The sequence below is a fragment of the Microvirga pudoricolor genome (assembly GCF_016892705.1).
Taxonomy (GTDB): domain Bacteria; phylum Pseudomonadota; class Alphaproteobacteria; order Rhizobiales; family Beijerinckiaceae; genus Microvirga; species Microvirga pudoricolor.
Window position 1 is genome coordinate 455,390 of the sequence record NZ_JAFEMB010000001.1, and the last position, 26,126, is coordinate 481,515.

At 67.7% G+C, this 26,126-nt stretch carries 27 protein-coding genes; 14 read left to right on the top strand and 13 right to left on the bottom strand.

Features of this window, described 5'->3' with window-relative positions:
• Positions 1-7 precede the first annotated feature (7 nt).
• The 8 genes from ILT42_RS02160 to ILT42_RS02195 all read left to right on the top strand — a co-directional run bounded on the left by ILT42_RS02160 (position 8) and on the right by ILT42_RS02195 (position 6,217).
• Positions 8-535, top strand: coding sequence for a hypothetical protein (locus ILT42_RS02160; RefSeq protein ID WP_204213665.1), 528 nt, complete (start codon positions 8-10; stop codon positions 533-535).
• Between the two features lie 154 nt (positions 536-689).
• Positions 690-1,619: a ribose-phosphate pyrophosphokinase gene (locus ILT42_RS02165; protein ID WP_204213666.1), complete on the top strand. Its 930-nt coding sequence runs from the start codon at positions 690-692 to the stop codon at positions 1,617-1,619.
• A 157-nt stretch (positions 1,620-1,776) separates the two neighbouring features.
• Entirely contained in the window at positions 1,777-2,391 is a 615-nt protein-coding gene (locus ILT42_RS02170) for a 50S ribosomal protein L25/general stress protein Ctc (protein WP_204213667.1), read from the top strand.
• 90 nt (positions 2,392-2,481) lie between these two features.
• Complete coding sequence (gene pth, locus ILT42_RS02175) at positions 2,482-3,102, top strand: aminoacyl-tRNA hydrolase (RefSeq protein WP_204213668.1); 621 nt, start codon at positions 2,482-2,484, stop codon at positions 3,100-3,102.
• A 36-nt stretch (positions 3,103-3,138) separates the two neighbouring features.
• Positions 3,139-4,236 (top strand): redox-regulated ATPase YchF, encoded by a 1,098-nt coding sequence (ychF, locus tag ILT42_RS02180; protein WP_204213669.1) that lies wholly within the window; start codon positions 3,139-3,141, stop codon positions 4,234-4,236.
• A gap of 73 nt (positions 4,237-4,309) precedes the next feature.
• Positions 4,310-4,477, top strand: a complete 168-nt coding sequence (locus tag ILT42_RS02185; RefSeq protein WP_204213670.1) for a hypothetical protein — start codon at positions 4,310-4,312, stop codon at positions 4,475-4,477.
• Positions 4,478-4,489: 12 nt separating this feature from the next.
• On the top strand, positions 4,490-5,158 hold the full coding sequence (gene nfi / locus ILT42_RS02190; RefSeq protein ID WP_204213671.1) for a deoxyribonuclease V: 669 nt from the start codon (positions 4,490-4,492) through the stop codon (positions 5,156-5,158).
• 51 nt (positions 5,159-5,209) lie between these two features.
• On the top strand, positions 5,210-6,217 hold the full coding sequence (locus ILT42_RS02195; protein ID WP_204213672.1) for a MaoC family dehydratase: 1,008 nt from the start codon (positions 5,210-5,212) through the stop codon (positions 6,215-6,217).
• 13 nt (positions 6,218-6,230) lie between these two features.
• Here the strand turns inward: ILT42_RS02195 and ILT42_RS02200 are convergent, their stop codons facing one another.
• The 8 genes from ILT42_RS02200 to ILT42_RS02235 form a co-directional block, all read right to left on the bottom strand.
• Entirely contained in the window at positions 6,231-6,755 is a 525-nt protein-coding gene (locus tag ILT42_RS02200) for a GNAT family N-acetyltransferase (RefSeq protein ID WP_204213673.1), read from the bottom strand.
• Positions 6,743-7,042 (bottom strand): type II toxin-antitoxin system TacA family antitoxin, encoded by a 300-nt coding sequence (locus ILT42_RS02205; protein WP_204213674.1) that lies wholly within the window; start codon positions 7,040-7,042, stop codon positions 6,743-6,745. The genes ILT42_RS02200 and ILT42_RS02205 overlap by 13 nt, the downstream gene beginning before the upstream one ends.
• Positions 7,043-7,163: 121 nt before the next feature.
• Complete coding sequence (locus tag ILT42_RS02210) at positions 7,164-7,709, bottom strand: adenine phosphoribosyltransferase (RefSeq protein ID WP_204213675.1); 546 nt, start codon at positions 7,707-7,709, stop codon at positions 7,164-7,166.
• Positions 7,710-7,776: 67 nt separating this feature from the next.
• The gene (locus tag ILT42_RS02215; protein WP_204213676.1) at positions 7,777-8,655 is read right to left on the bottom strand and encodes an S-methyl-5'-thioadenosine phosphorylase; all 879 of its coding nucleotides are present in this window, start codon (positions 8,653-8,655) and stop codon (positions 7,777-7,779) included.
• A gap of 141 nt (positions 8,656-8,796) precedes the next feature.
• The gene (locus ILT42_RS02220) at positions 8,797-9,681 is read right to left on the bottom strand and encodes a cytochrome c1 (RefSeq protein WP_204213677.1); all 885 of its coding nucleotides are present in this window, start codon (positions 9,679-9,681) and stop codon (positions 8,797-8,799) included.
• Between the two features lie 23 nt (positions 9,682-9,704).
• Positions 9,705-10,982, bottom strand: coding sequence for a cytochrome b (locus ILT42_RS02225; protein ID WP_204213678.1), 1,278 nt, complete (start codon positions 10,980-10,982; stop codon positions 9,705-9,707).
• A 31-nt stretch (positions 10,983-11,013) separates the two neighbouring features.
• Positions 11,014-11,559 (bottom strand): ubiquinol-cytochrome c reductase iron-sulfur subunit, encoded by a 546-nt coding sequence (petA, locus tag ILT42_RS02230; RefSeq protein WP_204213679.1) that lies wholly within the window; start codon positions 11,557-11,559, stop codon positions 11,014-11,016.
• A 207-nt stretch (positions 11,560-11,766) separates the two neighbouring features.
• Positions 11,767-13,614, bottom strand: coding sequence for an ABC transporter ATP-binding protein (locus ILT42_RS02235; RefSeq protein ID WP_204213680.1), 1,848 nt, complete (start codon positions 13,612-13,614; stop codon positions 11,767-11,769).
• 110 nt (positions 13,615-13,724) lie between these two features.
• On the opposite strand from ILT42_RS02235, the gene ILT42_RS02240 reads away from it, so the two are divergent.
• Both ILT42_RS02240 and hemF read left to right on the top strand, forming a co-directional pair.
• Positions 13,725-14,204: a tRNA (cytidine(34)-2'-O)-methyltransferase gene (locus ILT42_RS02240; protein ID WP_204213681.1), complete on the top strand. Its 480-nt coding sequence runs from the start codon at positions 13,725-13,727 to the stop codon at positions 14,202-14,204.
• A gap of 228 nt (positions 14,205-14,432) precedes the next feature.
• Positions 14,433-15,329, top strand: a complete 897-nt coding sequence (hemF, locus tag ILT42_RS02245; protein WP_204213682.1) for an oxygen-dependent coproporphyrinogen oxidase — start codon at positions 14,433-14,435, stop codon at positions 15,327-15,329.
• A gap of 246 nt (positions 15,330-15,575) precedes the next feature.
• Here hemF and ILT42_RS02250 read toward each other — a convergent pair whose 3' ends face one another.
• From ILT42_RS02250 to ILT42_RS02265, 4 genes are read right to left on the bottom strand one after another with little or no spacing between them, the layout of a single operon-like run.
• A complete protein-coding gene (locus ILT42_RS02250) occupies positions 15,576-16,820 on the bottom strand; it encodes a CCA tRNA nucleotidyltransferase (RefSeq protein WP_204213683.1) in 1,245 nt (414 codons plus the stop codon).
• Positions 16,817-17,077 carry a DUF6111 family protein gene (locus tag ILT42_RS02255; RefSeq protein ID WP_204213684.1) on the bottom strand — a complete coding sequence of 87 codons (261 nt, stop codon included), beginning with the start codon at positions 17,075-17,077 and terminating at the stop codon, positions 16,817-16,819. The genes ILT42_RS02250 and ILT42_RS02255 overlap by 4 nt, the downstream gene beginning before the upstream one ends.
• Positions 17,074-17,712 carry a CoA pyrophosphatase gene (locus ILT42_RS02260; RefSeq protein ID WP_204213685.1) on the bottom strand — a complete coding sequence of 213 codons (639 nt, stop codon included), beginning with the start codon at positions 17,710-17,712 and terminating at the stop codon, positions 17,074-17,076. Before ILT42_RS02260 ends, ILT42_RS02255 begins: the two co-directional genes overlap by 4 nt.
• A complete protein-coding gene (locus tag ILT42_RS02265) occupies positions 17,709-18,308 on the bottom strand; it encodes a DUF1285 domain-containing protein (RefSeq protein WP_204213686.1) in 600 nt (199 codons plus the stop codon). The genes ILT42_RS02260 and ILT42_RS02265 overlap by 4 nt, the downstream gene beginning before the upstream one ends.
• A 284-nt stretch (positions 18,309-18,592) precedes the next feature.
• On the opposite strand from ILT42_RS02265, the gene ILT42_RS02270 reads away from it, so the two are divergent.
• From ILT42_RS02270 to ILT42_RS02285, 4 genes are read left to right on the top strand one after another with little or no spacing between them, the layout of a single operon-like run.
• Entirely contained in the window at positions 18,593-19,609 is a 1,017-nt protein-coding gene (locus ILT42_RS02270) for an AAA family ATPase (RefSeq protein WP_204213687.1), read from the top strand.
• A 10-nt stretch (positions 19,610-19,619) separates the two neighbouring features.
• Positions 19,620-20,546 carry a DUF58 domain-containing protein gene (locus ILT42_RS02275; protein WP_204213688.1) on the top strand — a complete coding sequence of 309 codons (927 nt, stop codon included), beginning with the start codon at positions 19,620-19,622 and terminating at the stop codon, positions 20,544-20,546.
• 8 nt (positions 20,547-20,554) lie between these two features.
• On the top strand, positions 20,555-23,374 hold the full coding sequence (locus ILT42_RS02280) for a DUF4159 domain-containing protein (RefSeq protein WP_204213689.1): 2,820 nt from the start codon (positions 20,555-20,557) through the stop codon (positions 23,372-23,374).
• Positions 23,375-23,387: 13 nt separating this feature from the next.
• Positions 23,388-25,460: a hypothetical protein gene (locus ILT42_RS02285; RefSeq protein ID WP_204213690.1), complete on the top strand. Its 2,073-nt coding sequence runs from the start codon at positions 23,388-23,390 to the stop codon at positions 25,458-25,460.
• Positions 25,461-25,462: 2 nt separating this feature from the next.
• On the opposite strand, the gene ILT42_RS02290 is transcribed toward ILT42_RS02285, so the two are convergent.
• Entirely contained in the window at positions 25,463-25,975 is a 513-nt protein-coding gene (locus tag ILT42_RS02290; RefSeq protein ID WP_204213691.1) for a GNAT family N-acetyltransferase, read from the bottom strand.
• Positions 25,976-26,126: the final 151 nt, after the last annotated feature.

Here is a 26,126-nt window from a genome sequence, read left to right on the forward strand (position 1 = left end):
AACGATCATGGCCGGAAAGACGAAGGGCTTGCGGCTGGCCGCGCTGCTGCCGACCATGGCGCTCGCCGCCGGACTGGCCGCCTGCCAGGGCGATTCGGCCTCCCTGAGGGGCGGCTCCCCAGAGGGCGTCCCCATCGTGCTGGAGAGCATCGACGGCGCGCCCGCTCCCGTGAAGACCGCCCTCGTGGACGAGCTGACCACGGCGGCGGCGAGCCGCAAGGTGGAACTCGTCGGCACCGGCACGGAGGCCCGCTACCGGGTGCGCGGCTACCTGACCACGGAAACCGCCGGCGGCGAGACCAGCGTGGCCTATGTTTGGGACGTGTTCGACGCCCAGAAGCGCCGGGCCCAGCGCCTGGCGGGCTCGAGCCCCGTCAAGGTCGCATCCTGGTCCGAACTCGACAAGGAGACCCTCGCGAAGCTCGCCGGGTCCAGCATGGACGAGATCGCCGAGTTCCTCGCCGCCTCGAAGGCCGAGACCCCCTTCCAGACCGCCGCCGCCTCGGGCGCGGAGCCCGAAGTGACGGCCCAGTGACGGCTGGGGACGAAGGCGGGGCCGCTGCACATTCGGGGCGTCCCGAGTATTGTGACGGTTCCCCAACGCTGCTAAGACCCCCTCGCCCGGCGGCGCGAGAGTACCCCCATGACGCGGCGGGCCCGATCCGTCACTCGAAGCAAAAGTTGCCGTCATGAAGATCGTCGCGGGAAACTCCAACCGGCCGCTGGCGGAGGCCATCTCCGCTTATCTCAACCTTCCCCTCGCCAAGTGCCAGGTGAGGCGTTTCGCCGACATGGAAGTGTTCGTGGAGATCCAGGAGAACGTGCGCGGCGAGGACGTGTTCATCGTCCAGTCCACCTCGTTCCCCACCAACGACCACCTGATGGAGCTCCTGATCATCACCGATGCCCTGCGCCGCTCCTCGGCGCGCCGCATCACGGCGGTGATTCCCTATTTCGGTTACGCCCGGCAGGACCGCAAGCCCGGTCCCCGCACCCCGATCTCGGCCAAGCTCGTGGCGAACCTCATCACGAACGCGGGCGCCGACCGCGTCCTGACCCTCGACCTTCACGCGGGCCAGATCCAGGGCTTCTTCGACATCCCCACCGACAACCTGTTCTCGGCCCCCATCCTGGCCCGCGACGTCAAGGAGCGCCTCGCCGGCGACCGCATGGTGGTGTCGCCCGACGTGGGCGGCGTGGTGCGCGCCCGGGCGCTCGCCAAGCGCATCGACGCGCCCCTCGCCATCGTGGACAAGCGCCGCGAGCGGGCGGGCGAGTCGGAGGTGATGAACATCATCGGCGACGTGTCCGGCCATTCCTGCATCCTGGTGGACGACATCGTGGATTCGGGCGGCACCCTGGTGAACGCCGCCGAGGCCCTGCTCGCCAGCGGCGCCAAGGAGGTCTCGGCCTACATCACCCACGGGGTGCTGTCCGGCGGCGCGGTCTCGCGCATCGCCAATTCCAAGCTCAAGGAGCTCGTGATCACCGACTCGATCATGCCCACCGAAGCCGTGAAGGTCGCCCACAACATCCGCGTGATCTCCATCGCCCAACTCATCGGCGAAGCCATCGGCCGCACCGCGACGGAAAGCTCCGTATCGAGCCTGTTCGACTAGGATCCCACTTTCTTGCCTTTTCGGGCGGCTGCCGCTATAAGCCGCCCCGCGCCCGCTCGACACCCTTGGAGGCACGGGCGCGAACCCGATGGCCGCCCTTGGCTCGACGCCGTGGCGGCCTTCGGTTTTTCAAAACACGTTTCAAAGGACCACGACCATGAGTGATATCAAGCAGATCACGGCCGTGGCGCGCGACCGGGCCGGCAAGGGGGCCGCCCGGGCCGTTCGTCGCCAGGGCCAGGTACCAGCCGTCATCTACGGCGGCGGCGAGGCGCCGACGACCATCGCGCTCGACTTCAACCAGACCAAGCAGCTGATCTTCGCCGGTCACTTCCTCACGACGGTCTTCGAGATCGACGTGGACGGCAAGAAGACCCGCGCCATCCCGCGCGACTACCAGCTCGACCCGGTCCGCGACTTCCCGGTCCATATCGACTTCCTGCGCCTCTCGCAGGGCCAGGCCATCAAGGTCGTGGTTCCGGTGCACGTGGTCGGCCAGGACAAGTCTCCCGGCCTGAAGCGCGGCGGCGCTCTGCAGATCGTCGAGCACTCGGTGGAACTGCTGGTTCCGTCCGACTCGATCCCGGACTTCATCGAGGTGTCCGTGGCCGATCTCGAGATCGGCTCGTCGATCCACCTCGAGGACATCAAGCTGCCCAACGGCGCCAAGGCCGTCGCGACCGAGAACGTGACCCTCCTGTCCGTCACGGGCGTGAAGGAAGAGGAAGAGGTCGCGCCGGCTGCCGCCGAGGCCGAGGCTCCCAAGGCTTAAAGCCCCTCCGCGCTGGGCATCCGCCCGATGCAGGATTTCCAGCGCTCCGACCGCAAGGCCGGAGCGCTTTCCTTATGAGCATGTGAAGCGATGCGTCTTTTCGTCGGCCTGGGCAATCCCGGTTCGCGCTATGCCGGAAACCGCCACAATATCGGCTTCATGGCCGTGGACGCCATCGCGCGCGCCCATGCGACCGCGCCGTGGCGCAAGCGCTTCCAGGGGCAGACGGCCGAGGCGCTGATCGGCGGGGAGCGCGTCCTGCTTCTCAAGCCCGATACCTACATGAACGAATCCGGCCGGGCGGTGGCCGAAGCGCAGCGCTTCTTCAAGATCCCGCTCCAGGACGTGACCGTGTTCTTCGACGAGCTCGATCTCGCGCCCGCCAAGCTCAGGGTCAAGATGGGTGGCGGCAATGCGGGCCATAACGGCCTGCGCTCGATCACGGCCCATTGCGGCAACGAGTACCGCCGCGTCCGGCTCGGTATCGGCCATCCGGGGCACAAGGACCTCGTCACCGGCCACGTGCTGGGCGATTTCGGCAAGGCCGAAGAGGCCTGGGTCGACGATCTCTGCCGGGCCTGCGCCGACAACGCGGCCCTCCTGGCCGCGGGCCAGGACGTGAATTTTCAGAACAAGGTCCACCTCGCCATGGAGGCAAGGGGCTGGACCGACGTGAAACGGCCCGGCGAAAAAGCCGGCCAGGGTGAATAGAACGCCGGATGAACCCGGCTATGAAGGAGTGAGGCCATGGGCTTCAAGATGGGCATCGTCGGACTGCCGAACGTGGGCAAGTCCACCCTCTTCAACGCGCTAACCCAGACGGCCGCGGCGCAGGCCGCGAACTATCCGTTCTGCACCATCGAGCCCAATGTGGGCGACGTGGCGGTGCCGGACGATCGTCTCGACCAGCTCGCCGGGATCGCGAGCTCGGCCCAGATCATCCCGACCCGCCTGACCTTCGTGGACATCGCGGGCCTCGTGCGCGGCGCCTCCAAGGGCGAAGGCCTGGGCAACCAGTTCCTGGCCAATATCCGCGAGGTGGACGCCATCGCCCACGTGGTGCGCTGCTTCGAGGATACCGACATCACCCATGTCGAGGGCAAGATCGACCCTATCGCCGATATCGAGACCATCGAGACCGAGCTGATGCTGGCCGACATGGACAGCCTCGAAAAGCGCGTCCAGAACCTGGAGAAGCGCGCCAAGGGCAGCGACAAGGAGGCCAAGGAAACCCTCGACCTCGTCAACCGCGCCCTGCCGCTCCTGCGCGAGGGCAAGCCCGCCCGCCTCGTGGAGCGTAAGCCCGAGGAGGAGCGCCTGTTCCAGATGCTCGGCCTCCTGTCGTCGAAGCCGGTTCTCTACGTCTGCAACGTGGAAGAGGCCTCCGCCGACCAGGGCAATGAATTCTCGGCCAAGGTCTTCGAGCGTGCCAAGGAGGAAGGCGCCAAGGCCGTGGTGGTCTCGGCCAAGATCGAGAGCGAGATCGCCGTCCTCGATGCGGTCGAGCAGAAGGACTATCTCGACGCCATCGGGCTTGCCGAGCCGGGTCTGAACCGCGTGATCCGCGCGGGCTACGAGCTGCTGGGCCTCATCACCTATTTCACGGTCGGACCCAAGGAGGCCCGCGCCTGGACCATTACCCGGGGCACGAAGGCGCCCGGCGCCGCGGGCGTCATTCACACGGATTTCGAGAAGGGCTTCATCCGCGCCGAGACGATCGCCTATCCGGAATACGTGTCCCTCAAGGGCGAGGCCGGGGCCCGCGACGCCGGGAAGCTGCGCCTTGAGGGCAAGGAATACACCGTGCAGGACGGCGACGTGATGCACTTCCGGTTCAACACCTGAAGGCCGAATGAATGGAAGTCGCGCCGAACCGTTCAGCTCGGTTCGGCATTATAGGGGCATGGAGGGTTGATCCATGCAGGGTTCTATCGAAGACATGGCCTACACGGTCGGCGGCGCGCTCGTGTCGCCGAGCCTCGGCTCTGCCGAGCTGATCCTGGCGCTTCTCGTGGCATGCGGGTTCGCGTTCAGCGCCATCCAGTCCGCCGTGGCAGGCCGCAAGGACGAGGCGCGCTGGCACTAGGCGGCGCCGCCCATGCGACTCCAGCACCGCCACGCCTGGGACCTCTCCCCGGCCGAGGCCATCGCCTTGCAGAAGGACCTCCGCCGCGAGGTGATGTCCGACCGGCCCATCGACCTTGACGCCGTCGAGGTCGTCGCCGGGGTCGATGTGAGCGTCAAGAACGAGCAGTCCCACGCCGCCGTGGTCGTCATGACATATCCGGGGTTCCTGGTCATCGAGACCGTTCTGGCCCGCCGCCCGACCCCCTTCCCCTGCATTCCCGGTCTCCTGAGCTTTCGCGAGGGCCCCGTCCTGGAGGAGGCTTTCGAGAGCTTGAAGACCGTGCCGGACGTCTTCCTCTTCGACGGCATGGGAATCGCGCATCCCCGGCGCATCGGCATCGCCAGCCATATGGGCCTGTGGCTTGGCCGTCCCACCATCGGCTGCGGCAAGACGCTGTTGTGCGGGCGCTACCGGGACCTGGGGCCGGAGAAGGGGTCGGCCGCGCCCCTCATCGACAAGGGCGAGACCATCGGGGTGGCGCTGCGCACCCGTACGGCCAAGAACCCGATGTTCATCTCGCCGGGGCACATGGCGGATATTCCCACGGCGGCGGAGCTCGTCCTGCGCTGTTCGCCTAAATTCCGACTCCCGGAGCCCATCCGTTTGGCTCATAACGCGGCCGGGCAGTTCGAGCCTTAGACCCCCCGCTTCGGTCCGCTCCTTCGCTCGGGCCGCCAGCCAGGAATTCCCATGACCACCACTTTCGAAGATCTTCGGCCGGGCACGACCTTCACCTTCGGGCCGATCGCCGTCTCCAAGGAGGAGATCGTCGCCTTTGCGCGTGAGTACGACCCTCAGCCGTTTCACGTGGACGAGGTTGCGGCCCGGGACAGCTTCATCGGCACCCTCATCGCGTCCGGATGGCACACCGCGAGCCTCAACATGCGCCTCTTCGCGGAGGGGATCCTGCTCGATTCGACAGGCATGGGGGCGCCGGGGGTCGAGGAACTGAAATGGCTCAAGCCCGTCAAGCCGGGCGATTCCCTTCGCTCCCGTGTGACCGTCACGGACAGCCGACCCTCGGGGAGCCGCCCGACGCTGGGCCTCGTGCAATTCGCCTTCGAGGTGCTGAACCAGCAGGACGAGCCGGTGATGACCCAGTCCAACTGGGTGCTTTTCGGCCGCCGCGAACCGGGGCCCGACGCGCCGGCAAAGCCTGCCGCGCCAAAGCCCGCCGGTGCGGATCATTCCGGGACCGGCCTCGTGCGGGCGACCTCGAACCCCTATCTCGACGATCTGGTGGCGGGCGAGACCACCGTTCTGGGGTCGTATACCTTCACGGCCGAGGAAATCGTCCGGTTTGCGAGGGCCTTCGATCCCCAGCGGTTTCATGTGGACCCCGTCGCCGCCCAGGAGAGCCTGCTGGGCGGCCTGTGCGCTTCGGGCTGGCACACGGCCTGCATCTGGATGCAGCACCTCGCCGCGCATCGGGACGAGACCCGCACCCAGGCGCTCGCGCGGGGCCAGCGCCCGGCACGGCTGGGGCCCTCGCCGGGCTTCACCAACATGCGCTGGCTCAAACCGGTCTATGCGGGCGACACCATCACGTACCGCACGACCCTCACCAACAAGCGCGCGTCCGCCTCCCGCCCCGGCTGGGGACTGGCCTTTCACCACAACACGGCGGTGAATCAGAAGGGCGAGGAGGTCTTCGCCTTCGACGGCATGGTGTTCTGGGAGCGCCGACCGGAGCGGTAGCGCTACGGGGCCTTCATCCGAAGATCCGAGCGATGCCCTCGATGGGCAGCAACAACGTTCTGGTCGCGGACGGATACTCGATAAAGCCGTAGCTTCTATAAAATGTCAGGGCATCGTCACTCTTGGCGTGAACGACGAGAGCCCGAAAGCCCACAAGCCGCCAGGCTGCTAGCGTCCTCTTGAGCGCGTCCTTCAGGAGACCGCCGCCGATACCCTGCCTTTGGAAGCGGTGGTCGACCGCTAATCGCCCCAAGACCATGATGGGAACCGGATTCGGCATATTCCGCTTCAACTTGCCCGGAACGTCATCGTGCCTCACGCCGCCGGTTGAAAGACAATAATAACCGATGACTTGTGAACCGGCGCAGACAACATAGGTTCGGGAGGCTGGGCCGTCATTGGGGCGAGCCTTCTGCTGGAGCCAGAGGTTCAAGGCAGACTGCCCGCAATCGAACTGGCTGAGATCGTGTTCCGGTGTCAAAGCGGCAGGTGTCGTGATCTCGCCGTCAGGGTTCGAAGGTGGAGCTACGCCTCCCATGAAGCCTTCTTTTTCATGAGATTTTCAAGCTTCTCGTTGGGAGGCGGAGCGCTATCGAGGATGGCGAGAAAGGCCTCGTATTGGTCGCTGTCCATGACGAAGAAACGTTGATCCAACAAGACGTCGATCGCCTGCCGACGGGCGCTTTCGACCAAGAACTGAGATCGAGTCTGACCCAGGGCGGACGCTGCCGAGTCGATGAGATCGCGGGTCTCCGTCGCGATGCGGATGTTCACGGTTGCCTCGCGACGCGAACGCGCAGCAGTGGTTTTTTGCAAGGCGGCCATGTTTTTCTCACTTTGAAATCCAGCGACAGGACGCTCAATTCAGCGAGACTGTAAAATTGTACTTACAATGTCAATACATATTATCAGCCTGAGCGGCACCGGCCAATGCCGAACTGTCCTCTCAATGTCCCTCGAACTCCATGAGGCTGCGGACCGGCACGCCGATGTCGCGCAGTTTCCGGGCGCCGCCGAGATCAGGCAGGTCGATGATGAAGCAGGCCGCCACGATGTCGGCGCCGATTTGGCGCAGGAGGTTGCTGGCCGCCACCGCCGTTCCGCCCGTGGCGATGAGGTCGTCGACCAGGATGACGCGCTCGCCCCCGCCGATGGCGTCCGTGTGAACCTCCATCTCGTCGACGCCGTATTCCAGCGAATAAGCGATGCGCACGGTCTCATGGGGGAGTTTGCCCTTCTTGCGGATCGGCACGAACCCGGCCGAGAGCTGGTGTGCGATGGCGCCGCCCAGGATGAAGCCCCGCGCCTCGATGCCCACCACCTTGTCGATGCGCCGCCCCGCGTAAGGGTGCACCAACTCGTCCACGGCGCGCCGGAAGGCCCCCGCGTCGCCGAGAAGGGTTGTGATATCGCGGAAGACGATGCCGGGTTTCGGGTAATCCGGGATCGACCGGACGGCGGCCTTGAGGTCGGTGATGAGATGCTCGGTCATCCGGTGATCCTATCAGAATGCGCGATCGAGAGGAGGATCTCCCGGACGCCGGCGGCGAGGCCCATCGTCATCGGGCCCCCAGGACCCGGCCCGCGACGGCGTCGAGCTTTTCGAGCAGGCGCGGCTCCAGCATGGAGCGGGCCGTCATGATCGCGCCGTCCAGGGCTCGGTCGGAGCCTGCGGGACAGGGCTCGTGCTCGGACGGGAAGTCCCGAGCCACCCGCGCCACGAGCGTGGCGGCCTTGGCGGCGTTCGCCCGCGCCACAGCCACGACGGAGGCCACGTCCACGTTGTCGTGCTCGGGATGCCAGCAATCGAAATCGGTCACCATGGCGACCGTCGCATAGGTGATTTCGGCTTCGCGCGCGAGCTTGGCCTCCGGCATGGCCGTCATGCCGATCACGTCGTAGCCGAGACCCTTGTAGGTCATCGATTCGGCGTAGGTGGAAAATTGGGGGCCTTCGATGCACACATAGGTGCCGTCGAGCCGAAACGGCAGTCCTTCGGCCGCAGCCGCGGCGGCAAGGCGTTTCTGCAAGAGCGGCCCGACCGGGTGACCGAACGGCACGTGGGCCACGCAGCCTTTCCCGAAGAAGGAGTGCTCGCGCTTGTGCGTGCGATCGACATACTGGTCCACGAGCACGAACATGCCGGGATAGAGCTCCTCCCGGAACGACCCGCAGGCCGAGACCGAGATCAGGTCCGTGACGCCGGCCCGCTTCATCACGTCGATATTGGCTCGATAATTGATGTCGGAGGGTGAATAGGAGTGTCCGCGCCCATGACGGGGCAAGAACACGACCTCGGTGTGGCCGACGCGGCCGAACCGCAGCGCGTCGGACGGTTCGCCCCACGGCGATGGGATGCGCTCCTCGCGCAGGTCCTCGAGACCCGGCAGGTCGTAGACCCCCGATCCGCCGATGATGCCCAATACCGCCTTCGCCATGGCAAAATCCAGTCAACCGTACCAACCGGGACGGACAATGGAGGCTCGGGGCCCCCATGGCCAGCGCCGTGCGCGCACCGTCCCAAGAAAAAGGCCCCGACTGGCGGGGCCTTCAACACGATCCGTGACGACGATCCCCGATCAGGGATTGTGCGTCATGGGAGGAGTGGCGTGGCCATCGACCTCGCCGCCCACGCGGGCCCAGATCTTCTTCTTGGTGAAGTAGAGCAGGACCGAGAGCACGAGCAGCACCAGCATGACCTGGAAACCGAGACGCTTGCGGGCTTCGAAGTGGGGTTCCGCCGTCCAGGTCAGGAAGGCCGTGACGTCGCGGGAATACTGATCGATCGTCTCGGGAGCCTGCGCTTGGCCGTTGGCGTCCTTCGGGTATTCGACTTGGCCGTCGCTCAGAGGCTTCGGCATCGCGATGATGTGGCCTGGGAAATATTTATTGTAATGGCCGCCCGTCGGCACCTGGACGCCCTGCGGCGGCTCCTCGTAGCCGATGAGAACGGCGTGGAGGTAGTCCGGGCCGGCCTCGGCGAACTGGGTGAAGATGTCGAAGATGAACCACGGGAAGCCGCGCTCGTAGGTACGGGCCTTGGCCATGAGGGACAGGTCCGGCGGGGCCTTGCCGCCATTGGCGGCCGCGGCGGCGTTCTCATTGGGGAACGGCGACGGGAAGCGGTCGGCGGGGCGGCCGGGACGCTCGAACATGTCGCCCGCGTCGTTCGGGCCGTCCTGGATCTGGTACTCGGCCGCCAGGGCGCGAACCTGCGCCTCGGAGAATTCCGGACCTCCGGGCTGGGCCAGGTTGCGGAACGCCACGTAGCTCAAGGAGTGGCAGGAGGCGCAGACCTCCCGGTAGACCTTGAAGCCACGCTGGAGCTGGGCCCGGTCGAAGGTGCCGAAGGGCCCCGCGAAGGTCCAGCTGAGCTGCGGCGGGATGGGGGTCTCGCCGGCCGCCAAGGTGGGGCCGGAAAGGCCCAGAAGGGCGGCCGCGATGAGAAGTGTACGCTTGATCATGATCGGTTTCCCAACGCTCGCCTTCAGCCCTTGGACTGCGGCTCGGCATGCGCGCCGGCCGGCATGCCCGCCCCAACCTTCTGCACGCCCATGACGGACTCGAGGATCGAGTTCGGCAGGGGCAGCGGACGCTCGATGAAGCCGAGCACCGGCAGCACGATCAGGAAGTGGGCAAAGTAGTAGACGGTGCAGATCTGGGCCGCGAGGGTGTAGTAGCCCTCCGCCGGCTTGGCGCCGAGCCAGCCCAGCAGCACGCAGACCGCCACGAACACCCAGAAGAACTGCTTGTAGAGCGGACGGTAGGCGGTGGAGCGCACCTTCGAGGTGTCGAGCCAGGGCATGAACACCCAGATCACGATGGCCGAGAACATCGCGATGACGCCGCCGAGCTTGTCCGGAATGGCGCGCAGGATGGCGTAGAAGGGCAGGAAGTACCATTCGGGCACGATGTGGGCCGGCGTCACGGCGGGGTTCGCCGGGATGTAATTGTCCGCATGGCCCAGATAGTTCGGGATGTAGAACACCCACCAGGCGAAGAAGAGCATGAACACCACGACGGCGAACACGTCCTTGATCGTCGCGTAGGGCGTGAACGGCACCGCGTCCTTGCCCGACTTGATCGGGATGCCGGTCGGGTTGTTCTGCCCCGGGACGTGCAGCGCCCAGACGTGCAGGATCACGACGCCCGCGATCATGAAGGGCAGCAGGAAGTGGAGCGAGAAGAAGCGGTTCAGGGTCGGGTTGCCGACCGCGTAGCCGCCCCAGAGGTAGCTCACGATGGTGTCGCCCACGAGCGGGATCGCCGAGAACAGGTTCGTGATCACGGTGGCGCCCCAGAAGCTCATCTGGCCCCAGGGAAGCACGTAGCCCATGAAGGCGGTGGCCATCATGAGGATGAAGATCACCACGCCCAGGATGTACAGGACCTCGCGGGGGGCCTTGTAGGAGCCGTAGTAGAAATTCCGGAAGATGTGAATGTAGACCGCGATGAAGAACATCGAGGCGCCGTTGGCGTGCAGGTACCGGAGCAGCCAGCCGTAGTTCACGTCGCGCATGATGTGCTCGACGGACTGGAACGCCATGGCGGCGTTGGGCGTGTAGTACATCGCCAGGAACACGCCCGTGACGATCTGGGCGGCCAGCATGAACACCAGGATCGCCCCGAAGGTCCAGAAATAGGTCAGGTTCCGGGGGACCGGGAAGGCGATGAAGGAGGAATGGACGAGGCCCGCGACGGGCAAGCGGGTTTCGAACCACTTGGCGAAGGCGCTCTTGGGAACGTAGGTCGTGGAATGGCTCATGGATGTCGCCTGATGATCGTGTCGCCGGAGGTTACGCGGTGGCTTCTTGGCCGATCACGATCTTGGTGTCGGACGTGAAGGTATAGGGCGGAACCGGCAGATTGGTCGGGGCCGGGCCGCCGCGGACGCGGCCGGACGTATCGAAGATCGAGCCGTGGCACGGGCAGAACCAGCCCTCGTACTCGCCCTGGTGACCCAGCGGCACGCAGCCCAGATGGGTGCAGTTGCCGTACACGACGAGCCACTGGGCATGACCGGCCTTGACGCGGGCGGCGTCGGCCTGCGGGTCGCGCAGGGTGGCGACGTTCACGTCCTCGGCGGCCTTGATCTCGGCCGGGGTCCGGTTGCGCACGAAGATGAGCTTGCCGCGCCAGAACAGCTTGACGATCTGCCCCTCGGCGATGGGAGTCAGGTCGACCTCGACCGGGGCGCCGGCCGCGACCGTCGCGGCGTCGGGCGCCAGGGACTGGACGAAGGGCCAAACGAGCGTCGCGCCGCTCACTGCGGCGGCGGCGCCGGTGGCGATGAAGAGGAAGTCGCGCCGTGTGGGTTCAACGGCATGGGTGGGGTGGGCCACTTGGCTCTCCAGCAAACGTCAACAAACGAGAACCGCGCGTCTGCAATGCCTTGACAATCCAGACATTGGCCACGCAGCTGAGCTTTGAGGAACAAGCATACGCGCCAACGCGCGCGCAATGCGACTGGGCGTCGCCGCGCAGGGGCTCTTTGACACGCTCCCGCCCGCCTGTCCATACCGGTTTGGAGATGTTCCAGCCTGGATTCGTCAAACCGGCACGGCCTCTTCCTCGCCCAGGAAGCCCCCCGATTGCCGGAGCCAGAGCCGGGAATACAGGCCCTCCCGGCGCAGGAGCTCCCCGTGGGTGCCCTCCTCCACGATGCGCCCCCCGTCGATCACGACCAGCCGGTCGAGAGCCGCGATGGTGGAGAGCCGGTGGGCGATGGCGATCACGGTCTTGCCTTCCATGAGGGTCGACAGGGCCTCCTGGATCGCGGCCTCGACCTCGGAATCGAGGGCGGAGGTGGCCTCGTCGAGCACCAGGATCGGGGCGTCCTTCAGGATCACCCGCGCGATGGCGATGCGCTGGCGCTGGCCGCCCGAGAGCTTCACGCCGCGCTCGCCGACCTGGGCGTCGTAGCCCCGTCGGCCCCGGTGGTCCTCTAGCCCAAGGATGAAGTCGTGGGCATGGGCGAGCCGCGCCGCCCGCTCGATCTCGGCCTCGCCCGAGCCGGGCCGCCCATAGGCGATGTTGTCCCGGATCGACCGATGCAGCAGAGAGGTGTCCTGGGTCACCACCGCGATGGCGCGCCTAAGGCTGTCCTGGCTGACGCCCGCGATGTCCTGCCCGTCGATGAGGATCCGGCCCCCCTCCAGGTCGTGGAGGCGCAGCATCAGGGACACGATGGTGGATTTGCCCGCCCCGCTGGCGCCCACGAGGCCCACCTTCTCGCCCGGCCGTATGGTCAGGTCGAGGTTCTCGATGACCCCGTCCTCGCGGCCGTAATGGAAGGACACGCCCTCGAACCGCACCTCGCCCCGGGTCACCGCCAGGGCGGGGGCGGAGGGTGCATCGACGATGGCGTGGGGCCGCGAGATCGTGTCCATGCTCTCCTGGACCACGCCGATATTCTCGAACACCCCCCGGACCGTCTGCATGACCCAGCCCGACATGGCCAGGATCCGCATCACGAGGGCGAGGCCCGTGGCGGCTTCGCCGCTCGTCATGAGGCCCCGCGTCCACAGCGCCACCGAAAGGCCGCCCGTGGCCACGAGGAGCGCCGAGTTCATGAGGGCCAAGATCCCGCCGACGCCTGTGATGAGCCTGAACGAGTTGAGGAAGGCCCGGGTGTGCGACGCCAGGGCGTCGTGCACCGCCGAGCGCTCCTCCGCGCCCCGGGCAAAGAGCTTCACGGTCAGGATGTTGGTGTAGCTGTCCACCACCCGGCCCACGAGGGCCGAGCGGGTGTCGGCGACGGCCCTGGATCGCACCTGGGCCCGGGGCACGAAGTAGCGCAGGAGCAGCCCGTACCCGACGATCCACAGCCCCATGGGCAGGGCCAGCCAGACGCTGATGCCGGAGAAGACGCCCAGGGCCGTGAAGGCGAAGATCGCTACGTAGAGCAGGGTGTCGAGGAGCGTGACGGCGATCTCGCGGATGGCCGGACCCGCCTGGGTGATGCGGTTGGCCAGCCGCCCGGCGAAGTCGGCCTGGAAGTATCCCAGCGCGTGGCCCAGGGTATAGAGGTGCGTGCGCCAGCGGATCATGTTCGTGCTCTGGGGCACGAGAACCTGGTTCGTAATGATCTCGTGGACGAAATGAAGGAGCGGCCGCAGGAGCAGGATCAGGCCGCCGACGAGGAGCAGCGCCGCTCCGTGCTCGGCCCACAGGTTCTCCGGCGTGGCGGTCGCCAGGAGGTCCACCAGCCAGCCGATGAGGATGTAGAGGGACGATTCGAAGATGCCGACCGCGAGCGAGACGAAGAACAGCAGCACCAGCCACCAGCGGATGGGCCTGAGATAATACCAGCCGAAGCCGCTCACCGACTGGGGCGGGGTCCGGGTCTCGTCGAAGGGGGCGAAAGGGTCGATGCGTTTTTCAAGCCACTCGAACATGCTCGTTCCTGATGCCGACCCGGGACGGGACGTTCCCTTCGGCTCGGCCGGGCTCGCAACCCAACGGCTGTCCGCTTGACGCGGCCGGCCTGTGCGCCGAAGACGGATCTATGCCACGCCTTGCCCTTTTCCAGCCGGACATCCCCCAGAACACCGGCACCATGCTGCGGCTTTGTGCCTGCCTCGGGGTCCCGGTTGAAATCGTCGAGCCGGCCGGGTTCGACGTCTCCGACCGCAACCTGCGCCGCTCCGGCCTCGATTACCTCGACCGGGTCCCGATCACGCGCCACATCTCCTGGCGCGCGTTCCAGGAATGGCGGCAGCTCACCGACGCCAGGCTGGTCCTGGCCACCACCAAGGCGGCCATGCCCTATACGGAGTTCGCGTTCCGGCCGGGCGACATCGTCATGGTGGGCCGGGAATCGGCCGGCGTCCCGGACGAGGTGCACAACGCGGCCGACGCCCGAATCCTGATCCCCATGCGACAGGGGCTGCGCTCCCTCAACGTGGCCGTGACGGCCGCCATGGTCCTGTCGGAGGCGCTGCGGCAGACGGACGGCTTCCCAAAGCCAGTGGATTCAGGGACATGAGGCCGTACGATTCGAATCCCCGGCTCTCAGGCCTCATTCTCTCACCCTCATCCTGAGCGAGCCCTTAAACCGTCTCATGGCCTCATCCTGAGGGAATGGCGGAAGCCATTCGTCTCGAAGGACGAGGCGTTTCCAGAGTGCACTGGAGCCTCCTTCGAGACGCCGCTGAAGCGGCTCCTCAGGATGAGGTTCGTAGACAACTTCCGCCCATCTCCCGTAAGGCCCATCATGCCCGACACCGCCATCGTCCAAACCCTCCAAGCCGAAGCCCCCGCCTGGTTCGCGGCCCTGCGCGACCGGATCTGCGCCGCCTTCGAGGCCATCGAGGACGAGGTCGAGGCCCCGCTGCCGCCGGAAGCATCCGAGGCGGGACGCTTCGTTCGCACGCCCTGGGAGCGCAAGGATCACGGCGGCAACCCCGGCGGCGGGGGCGTGATGGCCATGATGACGGGCCGGGTGTTCGAGAAGGTGGGCGTCCACGTCTCGACGGTGCACGGGGAGTTCGCACCCGAGTTTCGCGGCCAGATCCCGGGCTCCGACAAGGACCCGCACTTCTGGGCCGCAGGCATCTCCCTCATCGCTCATCCGTGGAACCCGAACGTCCCGACCGTGCACATGAACACGCGTTTCGTCGTGACGACGAAGCCCTGGTTCGGCGGCGGCGCGGACCTGACGCCCGTGCTCGACCGCCGCCGCACGCAGGACGATCCGGACACGAAGGCTTTTCACGAGGCCCTGCGGGAGGCCTGCGCCCGGCATCCGGGCAAGGTCGACTACGAAAAGTACAAGGCCTGGTGCGACGAGTATTTCTTCCTGAAGCACCGCAACGAACCGCGCGGAATCGGCGGCATCTTCTACGACTATCACTGGACCGGCGATCCGGTGGAGGATCTGTCCTTTACCCGCGATGTGGGCGAGGCGTTCCTGGCGATCTATCCCGCGATCGTCCGCCGTAACGTGACGACGCCGTGGACGGAGCAGGACCGGTTCGAGCAGCAGGTGCGGCGCGGCCGCTATGTCGAATTCAACCTGCTCTACGACCGGGGCACGATCTTCGGCCTCAAGACCGGCGGCAACATCGCGTCGATCCTGTCCTCCATGCCACCGACGGTGCGGTGGCCTTGAGGCACAATAGGCATCACGACCCTCATCCTGAGTGTCTGGCCGATACAGCGCTACAGTGCTCTCCTCCCCCTTGTGGGGAGGAGTTGGAGGTGGGGGTGTGAGCGCGACGCTGGTTCGATGTAGCGCTCACACCCTTACCCCGGTCGCTTGCGCGACTCGCCCTCCCCACAAGGGGGAGGGGAAAACCGCGCCACAGATTTATGAGCCAACCTCTCAGGATGAGGTCAAGAGTGGGTCAATCCCCTCCTACCGTCCCCCGAGCGACGCCAGCACGCGCTCCTTCAAATCCGCCGCGTATTCCTCTCCGGTCGGGCATCCTTCCGCCATCCAGGTGTGGCGCGCATCCGCCAAAATCTCGCCGACATGAGGCCCTTTCGGAATTCCCTCGGCGATGAGGTCGCCGCCGCGCAACGGGAAGACCGGGATCGGCTCGGCCCCGCTGCGATAGGCTTCCAAGGCTGGTCGAGCGTCGGCCTCGAAGACAGGCGTGGGCTCGCCCGTCACCGCATGGGCCGCCAGATCGACAGGCGCCAGACCCTGCTTCGCGACGAACCGCCGGATCGCCAGCGCATCGACTGGACGCGTCTGGGTTTTCAGGACGGCGAGCGCCTTGCCGTAGGCCCTCAGCCTCTCGTGCTCGCCGTTCGACAAGCGTAAGCGATCGCGCAAAAGATCCGCCTGCTTCTCGGTCATCACCGCGAGGGCTGCGAGCCGGTCGACCGGATCGTCGGAAAAGCTCGAAACACGCCGGAAGCGGCCGAATTCCCCGGGACCGCCGATCAGATTCGTGATGAACCCGTGGGCGAGCAACACATCCAGCATGTCGGAGGCCCGGCGCGTGACGAGGAGCTTCAGGAGTTCGGCCCTGACCCGCTCCTTCGAGAGAATGTCGAGGCCCGCGCGCTCCCGGCTTGAAGCCGCCAACCCCTCCGGGTCCGGAGGACCGTCCGCATATTCCGAATGAAAGCGGAAGAAGCGCAGGATCCGCAGGTAATCCTCGCGGATGCGCGTGGCCGCGTCGCCGATGAAGCGCACCCGCCCTGCCGCGAGATCAGCCTCGCCGCCGGTATAGTCATGCAGCTTGCCGTCGACGGACAGCGACAGGGCGTTGATGGTGAAATCCCGCCGGTGGGCGTCCGCCGAAAAGTCGCGCCCAAAGCGCACGACGGCGTGGCGGCCATTGGTCTCCACGTCCTCGCGCAGGGTCGTGACCTCGAAGGGCTCACGATCCACCACCACCGTCACGGTGCCGTGCTCAATGCCCGTCGGGACAGGCTTGAACCCCGCCGAGCGGGCCCGCTCGACCGTGACCTCCGGGGCCGCCGTGGTGGCGCAATCGACCTCCATGACGGGACGGCCGATGAGAGCGTTGCGCACCGCGCCGCCGACGATGCGGGTTTCCTCGCCGCCCCCGTTCAGCGCCGCCAGCAGGCGCGCGAGCGCGGGGCGTTCGAGAAGTGCGCTCAAGCTCCTGCGGTCGAGATCGCTCATTGGCTGAATTGCCCCGGCACCACGCGGCCGTTTTCCATGTGGGTGGGCACGAAGGCGCCCGTGTGGCGCTCCGCCCGCGTGCCCGCGACTACGAAGGCCAGGATGACGCAGACGAGACCCGCGACGGCCAGCCACAGGGACGAGCGGCTCCAATGTTCGAACAGGAAGGGATTGCGGCGCAGGACCAGCAGATAGAGCGCGAAGACCACGAAGGGCAGGAGGAAGAACAGCAACTCTCCGAACACCACGCGCGTCATAATGCATAGAGCCTTTCATACAGGTTGCGCACGATTCCGGCCGTGACGCCCCAGATGTAGCGCCCCTCGTAGGGCATCGCGTAAAACCGTCGCACCTGGCCGCGAAACTCCTTCGAATGCATCTCGTGGTGGCCCGGATTCATCAGAAACCGAACCGGCACCTCGAAGGCGTCCGCGACCTCGTGCGGGTTGATGTTCAGCACGTAGTCAACGGAAACGCGCGCAACAACCGGCATCACGAGATAGTTTGTGCCCGACAGGTACGGATCGAGGTAACCGATGGGATCGATGAAGGCGCGGTCCAGCCCGATTTCCTCCTCGGCCTCCCGGCAGGCCGCGTCGAGCACGGACGCGTCGGTGGGGTCGACCCGCCCGCCCGGGAAGGCGATCTGGCCCGAATGCTCGCGCAAGGACGCGGCGCGCTGGGTGAACAGGAGCGTCGGCTCCTCGCGCAGGACCACCGGCACCAGCACGGCGGCGGGCTTTGGGGACAGCGGATGATGGAGCGGGACGCCGTCGATGGAATGGTCGCCGCGCGGATCCGCGAGTGCCGCCTGCGCGTCCGGCGGCTCGGCGCGCAGGCGGCGCAGCGCGAGCGTCAGAAAGTCGTCCGAGTCGATGGCGGCGGCGGTCATGGGGCGTTATCCGGCCTCATGCCCAGCTCATGGGCGGGCGCGATGGGAAAGAACATGCCGGCGGCCCAGGGACCGAATCGGCCCTCGTGCTCCTCGGCCAGATCGATGAGGTCGAGGGCGAGCGCGCGGGTCAGCCGGGCCCAGAGGCCGCCGCGCACATGGACGTAAGGCCTCACGCCGCCATCGGGTCCGGTCTCGAAGCGCAGGGGATGATCCGGCCCGGCCTGCACGAGATCGTCCACGTTGGTGCGGAAGGCGATCTGCCGGTCGCGGCCCTCGCCGTCCAGGGCCATCTCGACGGCCAGGAACGGCACGTCCTCGACCGTGATCCCGACCCGCTCCACGGGCGTCACCAGCACGTAGCGTTCCGGGTCCTTGCGTAGCACGGTGGAAAACAGCCGCACCAGGGCCGGCCGCGCGATGGGCGTGCCCATGTAATGCCAGGACCCGTCCGCCGCGATGCGCATGTCGATCTCCCCGCAATAGGCCGGGTTCCAGCGCTCGACGGGAGGCAGCCCCCGGCGTCCGGCATCCGGACCCAGCGCCTCGACGAGGCGCGACAGGGCATTCGACGGAGGGGCGGCCGGATCGGTCATGACGACAGCGTGAACAACAAAGTGATGCCTTAAGGATCGACGGGCCGGAAAAGACGATTAGCTAGCAGATAGCGGCTTCTCCTCCACAGTCAAAGCGAGCCCTCCCGTTGCTGCGGCGCATCGACCCGCTTGCATAACGGACGAAAGCGAAGGCAGACTAGGGACCGGGGGCGTCTCAGGCATGGTTCGGCGAAGCTGCAACAGCGCGCCGTGGGGCATGCGTTGCGGAATTTGCCGGTGCCGGCCCGACCCTGGGGCGGCTTCGGTGGTCACAGGAGAATCCCATGACGGCCAGTATCGCCCAGGCACCCACCGTTCTCGACGACGCCATCGTCCGCAATGCGGAAGCGACGCTCGAGACCGTCGGGCGAGCCCGGGAGGCCATCCACACGGTGATCTTCGGCCAGGAAGACGTCGTCGACCTGACTCTCATCACCCTCCTGTCGGGTGGTCACGGCCTGCTCGTAGGCGTGCCCGGCCTCGCCAAGACCAAGCTCGTGGAGACGCTCGGCTCCGTGCTCGGCCTCGACGCCCGGCGCGTGCAGTTCACCCCCGACCTGATGCCCTCCGATATCCTGGGCTCGGAAATCCTCGACGAGGGCGCGGACCGGCGGCGCTCGTTCCGGTTCGTGAAGGGCCCGATCTTCACCCAGCTGCTGATGGCCGACGAGATTAACCGCGCGAGCCCCCGCACCCAGTCGGCGCTGTTGCAGGCAATGCAGGAGCATCACGTTTCCGTTGGCGGCGAGCGCCACGACCTGCCCCAGCCCTTCCACGTGCTGGCGACCCAGAACCCCATCGAGCAGGAGGGCACCTATCCGCTGCCCGAGGCCCAGCTCGACCGCTTCTTGCTTGAGATCGATGTCGGCTATCCGAGCCGGGACGCGGAGCGGCGCATCCTGATCGAGACCACGGGCGTGGCCGACGCCAAGCCGTCCGCCGTCATGAACGCGGACGCCCTCATGAACGCCCAGCGCCTCGTGCGGCGCCTGCCGGTGGGCGAGAGCGTGGTGCAGGCGATCCTCGACCTGGTGCGCTCGGCCCGTCCCGAGGGCGAGAGCCTGCCAGGCGTCACCGACAAGCTGCTCTGGGGACCCGGTCCCCGCGCCAGCCAGTCGCTCATGCTCGCGGTGCGCGCCCGCGCGCTCATCGAGGGCCGCGTCGCGCCTTCCGTGGCCGACGTGGTGGCCCTGGCCGAGCCCGTCCTCAAGCACCGCATGGCGCTCACCTTCGCGGCGCGGGCGGACGGCGAGACCATCACGGGCGTGATCGGCCGCCTGACCGAACGGCTGCGGGGCTAGGATTCGATCCATGGCCCGCACTCGGGTCCTCCCCCAAGACGCCCGGTCTCCCGGCCGCACCCAAACCCACGAGGCGCTCGACCTCGCCGCGCGCATGCCGCACCTCGTGCTGGAAGCCCGCCGCGTCGCCGCGACCCTGTCCCATGGCATCCATGGCCGCCGCCGGGCGGGCACGGGCGAGACCTTCTGGCAATTCCGGCCCTTCGTGGCGGGAGAATCCGCCCAGCGCGTCGACTGGCGCCGCTCCGCCCGGGACGACCGGCTCTACGTGCGCGAACGCGAATGGGAGACCGCCCATACGGTGTGGTTCTGGATGGACCGCTCCGCCTCCATGGGTTTCGTGTCGGATTTAGCGCAAGCCTCGAAGATCGAGCGCGCCCTGGTGCTGGGCCTCGCGCTCGCGGATGCCTTCGTGGAGGGCGGCGAGCGCGTGGGCATGCTCGGCCTGATGCCGCCCCGCGCCACCCGCCAGATCGCCGAGAAGATGGCCGAGGCCATCGTGGCGGACAGGAACGCCCTCGACGAGGATCTGCCCCCACGCGGCGCGATCTCGACCCTCGACGAGGCCGTCCTGATCGGGGACTTCCTGTCGCCGTTAAACGACATCGCCGCCACCGTCGAGGCCATCTCGGGCCGGGGCGCGCGTGGCCACCTCGTCATGATCGTGGATCCCGTGGAGGAGACGTTCCCGTTCCAGGGCCAAGCCGTCCTGCATGATCTCGAAGCCGGCTTGTCCCTGCGGGTGGGCGATGCCGCCTCCTGGGGCCGGGCCTATCGCGACCGCATGGCCCAGCATCGCGGGGCGCTCGAAGACCTTTGCCGCCGCCGGGGCTGGACCATGACGGTCCACCGCACGGACCGCCCGGCCAGTGAAGCGGCCCTTCGCCTCATGACCCTCGTGGCGACCTCCCGCAGCGCCGCGCCCGGAGGCCGCTAGGACATCCCATGCTAGGCCTCCCCCTCACCTTCGCGGTTCCCCTGGTTCTCACGGCGCTCGCCGCCCTGCCGGCGATCTGGCTTCTCCTGCGCGTGACGCCGCCGCAGCCCAAGCGCGTCGACTTCCCGCCCCTGCGAATCCTGGCGGACCTCCTGCCCCAGCGCGAGACCCCCGCCCGCACGCCCTGGTGGCTCCTTCTGATCCGCCTGACGCTGGCGGCCTGTCTCATCCTGGCGGCGGCGGGCCCGGTCTGGAATCCGGCCGCGAGCGGCGCCGGGAACGGCCCGCTCCTGCTCCTCGTCGACAACGGCTTCCCGGCCGCCGGAGACTGGCGCGACAGGCTGGCCCTCGCGGAGGAGCGCGTGGAGGCCGCCGGGCGCGAAGGCCGCGTGGTCGCGCTCGTGGGCATGGGCGACCCCGCCGCCGGGATCGAGCCCCTCAACCCCGCCGCCGCTCTCGAGAAGCTGCGGGGGTTCAAACCCCTGCCCCATCTGCCCAACCGGCAAGCCCACCTCGATGCCGTGCGCGGATTCCTGCAAGGCCAGCCGGAGGCCGAGATCGTGTGGGTGAGCGACGGCGTGCGCGGCACCGACGACCAAGCCTTCGTCGACGGCCTCGCGCCCTTGATCGAGGGGCGTCAGGTGACGATCCTCAAGGCGGACCGCGCTCCCGCCCTGGCGCTGGCCGGCACCGCCAATGAAGGCGGGCGCCTCACCGTCCGGGTCGTCAGGCCCGAGGCCAACGGCCGGGACGGCGGGTCCGTCCGAGCGGTCGACCTGCGCGGTCTGCCCCTGGCCGATGCCCGCTTCGGCTTCGAGGGCGGCGCGCTCGAGGCCACGGTCGGGTTCGAGCTCCCCATCGAGATCCGCAACGCCATCGCGCGCATCGAGATCATCGGCGAGGGATCGGCGGGCGCCGTATCCCTCGTGGACGAGAGCAATAAGCGGCGGCGCGTCGGGCTGGTGTTCGGCGGCACCTCCGACCAGGCCCAGCCGCTCCTGGCTCCGACCTATTACATCGCTCGCGCGTTGAGCCCCTACGCGGAGGTGCGCGAGGCTCAAGGAGCCGTGGGCGATGCAGTCAACAAGCTTCTCGACGAGCAGGTCTCCATCCTGGTCCTGGCCGATGTGGGCGGTCTCGACACCCGCACCCATGACCGGGTCGCGGAGTTCGTGGAGAACGGCGGCCTGCTCCTGCGATTTGCGGGCTCGCGGCTGGCGGCCGGCAGCGACGATCTCGTTCCGGTGCGCTTGCGCCGGGGCGGCCGCAATCTCGGCGGCACCCTATCCTGGGACACCCCCCGCACTTTTGCCCCGTTCACGCGGGAAAGTCCGTTCTTCGGCCTCGGCGTCCCCACCGAGATCGGCATCCGGCGCCAGATCCTGGCGGAGCCGGACGGCGATCTCCCGGAGAAGACCTGGGCCTCCCTGGTGGACGGAACGCCCATCGTCACCGCCGACAAGCGCGGGAAAGGTCTGATCGTGCTCTATCACGTGACCGCCGACACAACCTGGTCCAACCTGCCCCTGTCGGGCCTCTTCGTCGACATGCTCCGGCGCGTCACGGCCCTGGCGGGCACTTCCACGGAGGCGGCCCCCGAGTCCGGGAGCGACGCCAACCAGACGGTGGCTCCGCGCCTGACCCTCGATGGGTTCGGGACCTTCTCGACCCCGCCCGCAAATGCCCGCGCGGTGTCGCGGAGCTATGCCGAGCGCGCGACGGTGGAGCACCCGCCGGGTTTCTACGGTCCCGTGGATACGAGCCTCGCGGTCAACGCTCTTGTGCCGGGCGACCGGCTCGCGGCGATCGACTATGCCCCCCTGAACGCCCGGATCGCGCCGCTGCAGGGAGCCAAGACGCTGGATCTGCGCGCCCCGCTTCTCACCGCCGCCCTGCTCCTGTTCCTGGCCGACACGCTGGCATCCCTTTGGCTCGGCGGACAGCTGTCCGGCCTGCGGGGTCGGTTGCGCCGCTCCGGCGCGGCGGCCGCCCTGGCGCTCGGCGCGCTCCTGGCCACGGCGCCCCTCTCGGAGGGCCGCGCCCAGCAGCCCCCACGGCCCAACGCCCTACCGCCCATCGGCCGCGCCGAGGTCGAGCCCTCCATCGTGACACGCCTGGCCTATGTGGTGACGGGCAACAGTGAGGTGGATGCGATCAGCAAGGCGGGCCTGACCGGCCTGACCCAGATGCTGAGCCTGCGCACGGCGCTGCAACCCGGCGAACCCATCGGGGTCAACCCGTCCCGGGACGAGCTGGCCTTCTACCCGGTGCTCTACTGGCCCATCGTGGCCAACCAGGCCAATCCGGACGAGACCGCGCTCCGCCGCCTCGACGCCTTCATGAAGAACGGCGGCACGGTGATCTTCGACACCAGGGACGCCTTCGGGATGCGGCCGGGCGGCGCCGCGAGCGCGGAGGCCCAGGCCCTGCGCCGGATGCTCGCCACCCTCGACATCCCAGAGCTGGAGCCGGTGCCGCCGGACCACGTCCTGTCGAAGACCTTCTACATCCTGGACGCCTTCCCGGGCCGCTACGCCACGGGCCAGACCTGGGTCCAGGCCCTGCCGCCGAACCCGGAGGGCGAGGCGAACCGGCCCGCGCGCTCCGGCGACGGCGTGTCGCCCATCATCATCACGTCGAACGACCTCGCGGCCGCCTGGGCCATCGGCGGGCGCGGCGAGGCGCTCTATCCCGTGGTCGGCAGCGACCCGCGCCAGCGCGAAATGGCGTTCAGGGGCGGGGTCAACATCGTCATGTACGCCCTGACGGGGAACTACAAATCCGATCAGGTGCATGTGCCGGCGCTCCTCGAGCGTCTCGGACAATAGGCGAGGCTCTTCTTTGCTCTCCGTCAGCTTCTCACCCCTGATCCCGGCCTACGCGCTCTGGGCGCTCGGCGCAGTCGCGGTGCTCCTCGGCCTCCTCGCCCTCGTGTCGCGGGGCCCCGTCGCCATCGTGCGGGCCCTCGCCCTGGCGCTCATTCTGCTCGCGGTCGCCAACCCGTCCCTCGTGCAGGAAGAGCGAGACAAGGTGAAGGACATCGTGGCCGTGGTGGTCGACCGCTCGACCTCCCAAAGCCTCGGCGACCGACCCGCCATGACCGACCGCGTTCGGGACGAATTGCAGCGCCGCTTCGGCTCGCTCAACGACATCGAGCCCCGCTTCATCGACGCGGTCGACGGCGCGGGCGATGACGGCACCCGCCTGTTCGCGGCCCTGTCCAACGGTCTCGCGGACGTGCCGCCGGACCGGCTCGCAGGCGTCGTCCTCGTCACCGACGGCGTGGTGCACGACATCCCGGCCAGCGCCGAAGGCCTGGGCTTCACGGCTCCCCTGCATGCCCTCATCACGGGCCGCCCGAACGAGCGCGACCGGCAGATCAAGCTTCTCGAAGCACCCCGCTTCGGCATCGTGGGCCGCGACCAGACCATCCGGGCCGAAATCCAGGAGCGCGGCGGCACGGGTTCGGCGGTGCTGACCGTCCGCCGGGACGGCCAGGACTTCGCCCGCCAGCAGGTGCGCACCGGCGCGCCCTTCTCGATCCAGGTTCGGGTGGAGCATGGCGGCCCCAACGTGGTCGAGCTCGAGGTCGAAAGCCTGCCCGACGAGCTGACCCAGGCCAACAACAAGGCGGTGGTCAACATCGAGGGCATCCGCGAGAAGCTGCGCGTGCTCCTCGTCTCGGGTGAGCCCCATGCGGGCGAGCGCACTTGGCGCAACCTCCTGAAATCCGACGCCAACGTGGACCTCGTCCATTTCACGATCCTGCGTCCGCCGGAGAAGCAGGACGGGACCCCCATCAACGAGCTGTCCCTCATCGCCTTCCCGACCCGCGAGCTGTTCCAGCAGAAGATCAAGGAATTCGACCTGATCATCTTCGACCGCTACGCCAACCAGAGCGTTCTGCCGTCGAGCTATTTCGAGAACATCGTCCGCTACGTGCGCGACGGCGGCGCGGTGCTGGTGGCGGCGGGTCCGGAATTCACGAACTACGGCAGCCTTGCCCGCACCCGCCTCTCCCCCATCATTCCAGGCCAGCCGGACGGCCGGATCGTGGAGGAGCCCTACAAGGCCCGCATCACCGACAATGGCGAGCGTCATCCCGTCACCCGCGACCTGCCGGGCTCCGAGCAGGACCCGCCGGCTTGGGGCGAGTGGCTGCGCATCATCGGCGCGCAGGTGCAGACCGGCTCGACCCTGATGTCGGGCGCGAACGACCTGCCGCTTCTGGTGCTCAGCCGCGAGGAGAAGGGCCGCGTGGCGCTGCTTCTCTCCGACCATGCCTGGCTCTGGGCGCGGGGCTACCGCGAGGGTGGCCCGCATCTCGACCTGCTGCGCCGTCTCGCCCATTGGCTCATGAAGGAGCCCGCCCTCGAGGAGGAGGCGCTTCGCGCCAGCGCCAACGGCCGCACGATCCGCGTCGAGCGCCAGACCATGAGCGAGACCGCCGAGCCCGTGACCATGACGGCGCCTAGCGGCCAGGAGAGCAGCATCGCGCTCAACGAGGAGCGTCCCGGTCTCTTCACGGCCGGCGTGGAGAGCCGCGAGATGGGACTGCATACCCTCCGATCCGGAGACCTCGTCGCCTTCGTGAGCATCGGACCGCCCAATCCGCGCGAGCTCGTGGACGTGTTCAGCAACACCGAGATGCTCCAAGCGGTGGCCGAGGGTTCGGGCGGATCCATCCGCCGTATCGGCGACGACGGCCAGGGCGTGACCGTGCCGCGCCTCCTGACGGTTCGTTCGGGCACCCGGATGTCCGGGAGCGACTGGATCGGGTTTAGACCGAGCGATACGGCCGTTGTGCGCGGCGTCTCGGTCTTCCCGCTTGCGCTCGGCTTCCTCGGATTGGCCCTGCTCGTGGGTGCCACGCTTGCGGCCTGGATGATCGAGGGCCGCCGGCGGACGGCCTGAGCTCAGGCCGCCTGGACGGGCCGCACCGCCACCATGCCGCGAGCCGGCGCGAGCGAGCCCTCGGCCAGTTCCAGCGCCAGGAACCGCTCCACGTTCACGGGCCCGGGTAATTCGAGCTGACGGTAGGGAATGCGCTTGAACCCGAAGCGGCTGTAATAGGGCTCGTCGCCCACCAGGAGCACGAGGGCATGGCCCTCCTGCCGTGCCGCGTCGAGGGAGCGGCGCATGAGGGCGCCGCCGATGCCCCGGTTCTCGAACGCCGGCTCCACCGTGAGGGGACCGAGCATGAGGGCGGCCTGCGATCCGGCCAGCACCGGCGTGAGGCGCACGGAGCCGACCAGCAGAGTTCCCACCAGCGCCGTGAAGGACAGGCTCGCGTCGTGAGGCGCCCCCTCCCGCAGCCGGAAGGCCGTGCGGGCGAAGCGTCCGGGCCCGAACGTGCGCTCGTGAAGGCGTTCGATGGCGTCGGAATCGGAGGGGAGTTCAGGACGAATGAGGAGAGAGAGCTCGGTCACGGAAGGGACTCAGCGAGAGACATGGGACGGGATTCGGCGTGGGATAATCAGCCGTTTCGTCGTCGCGATGCTCGCAGGTTTGTCATGGGCGGGATGCGCTTTTCCGTGAGGATGCTCGGCCATAGCAGCGGCGCGGGTCCGGCGCAAACCT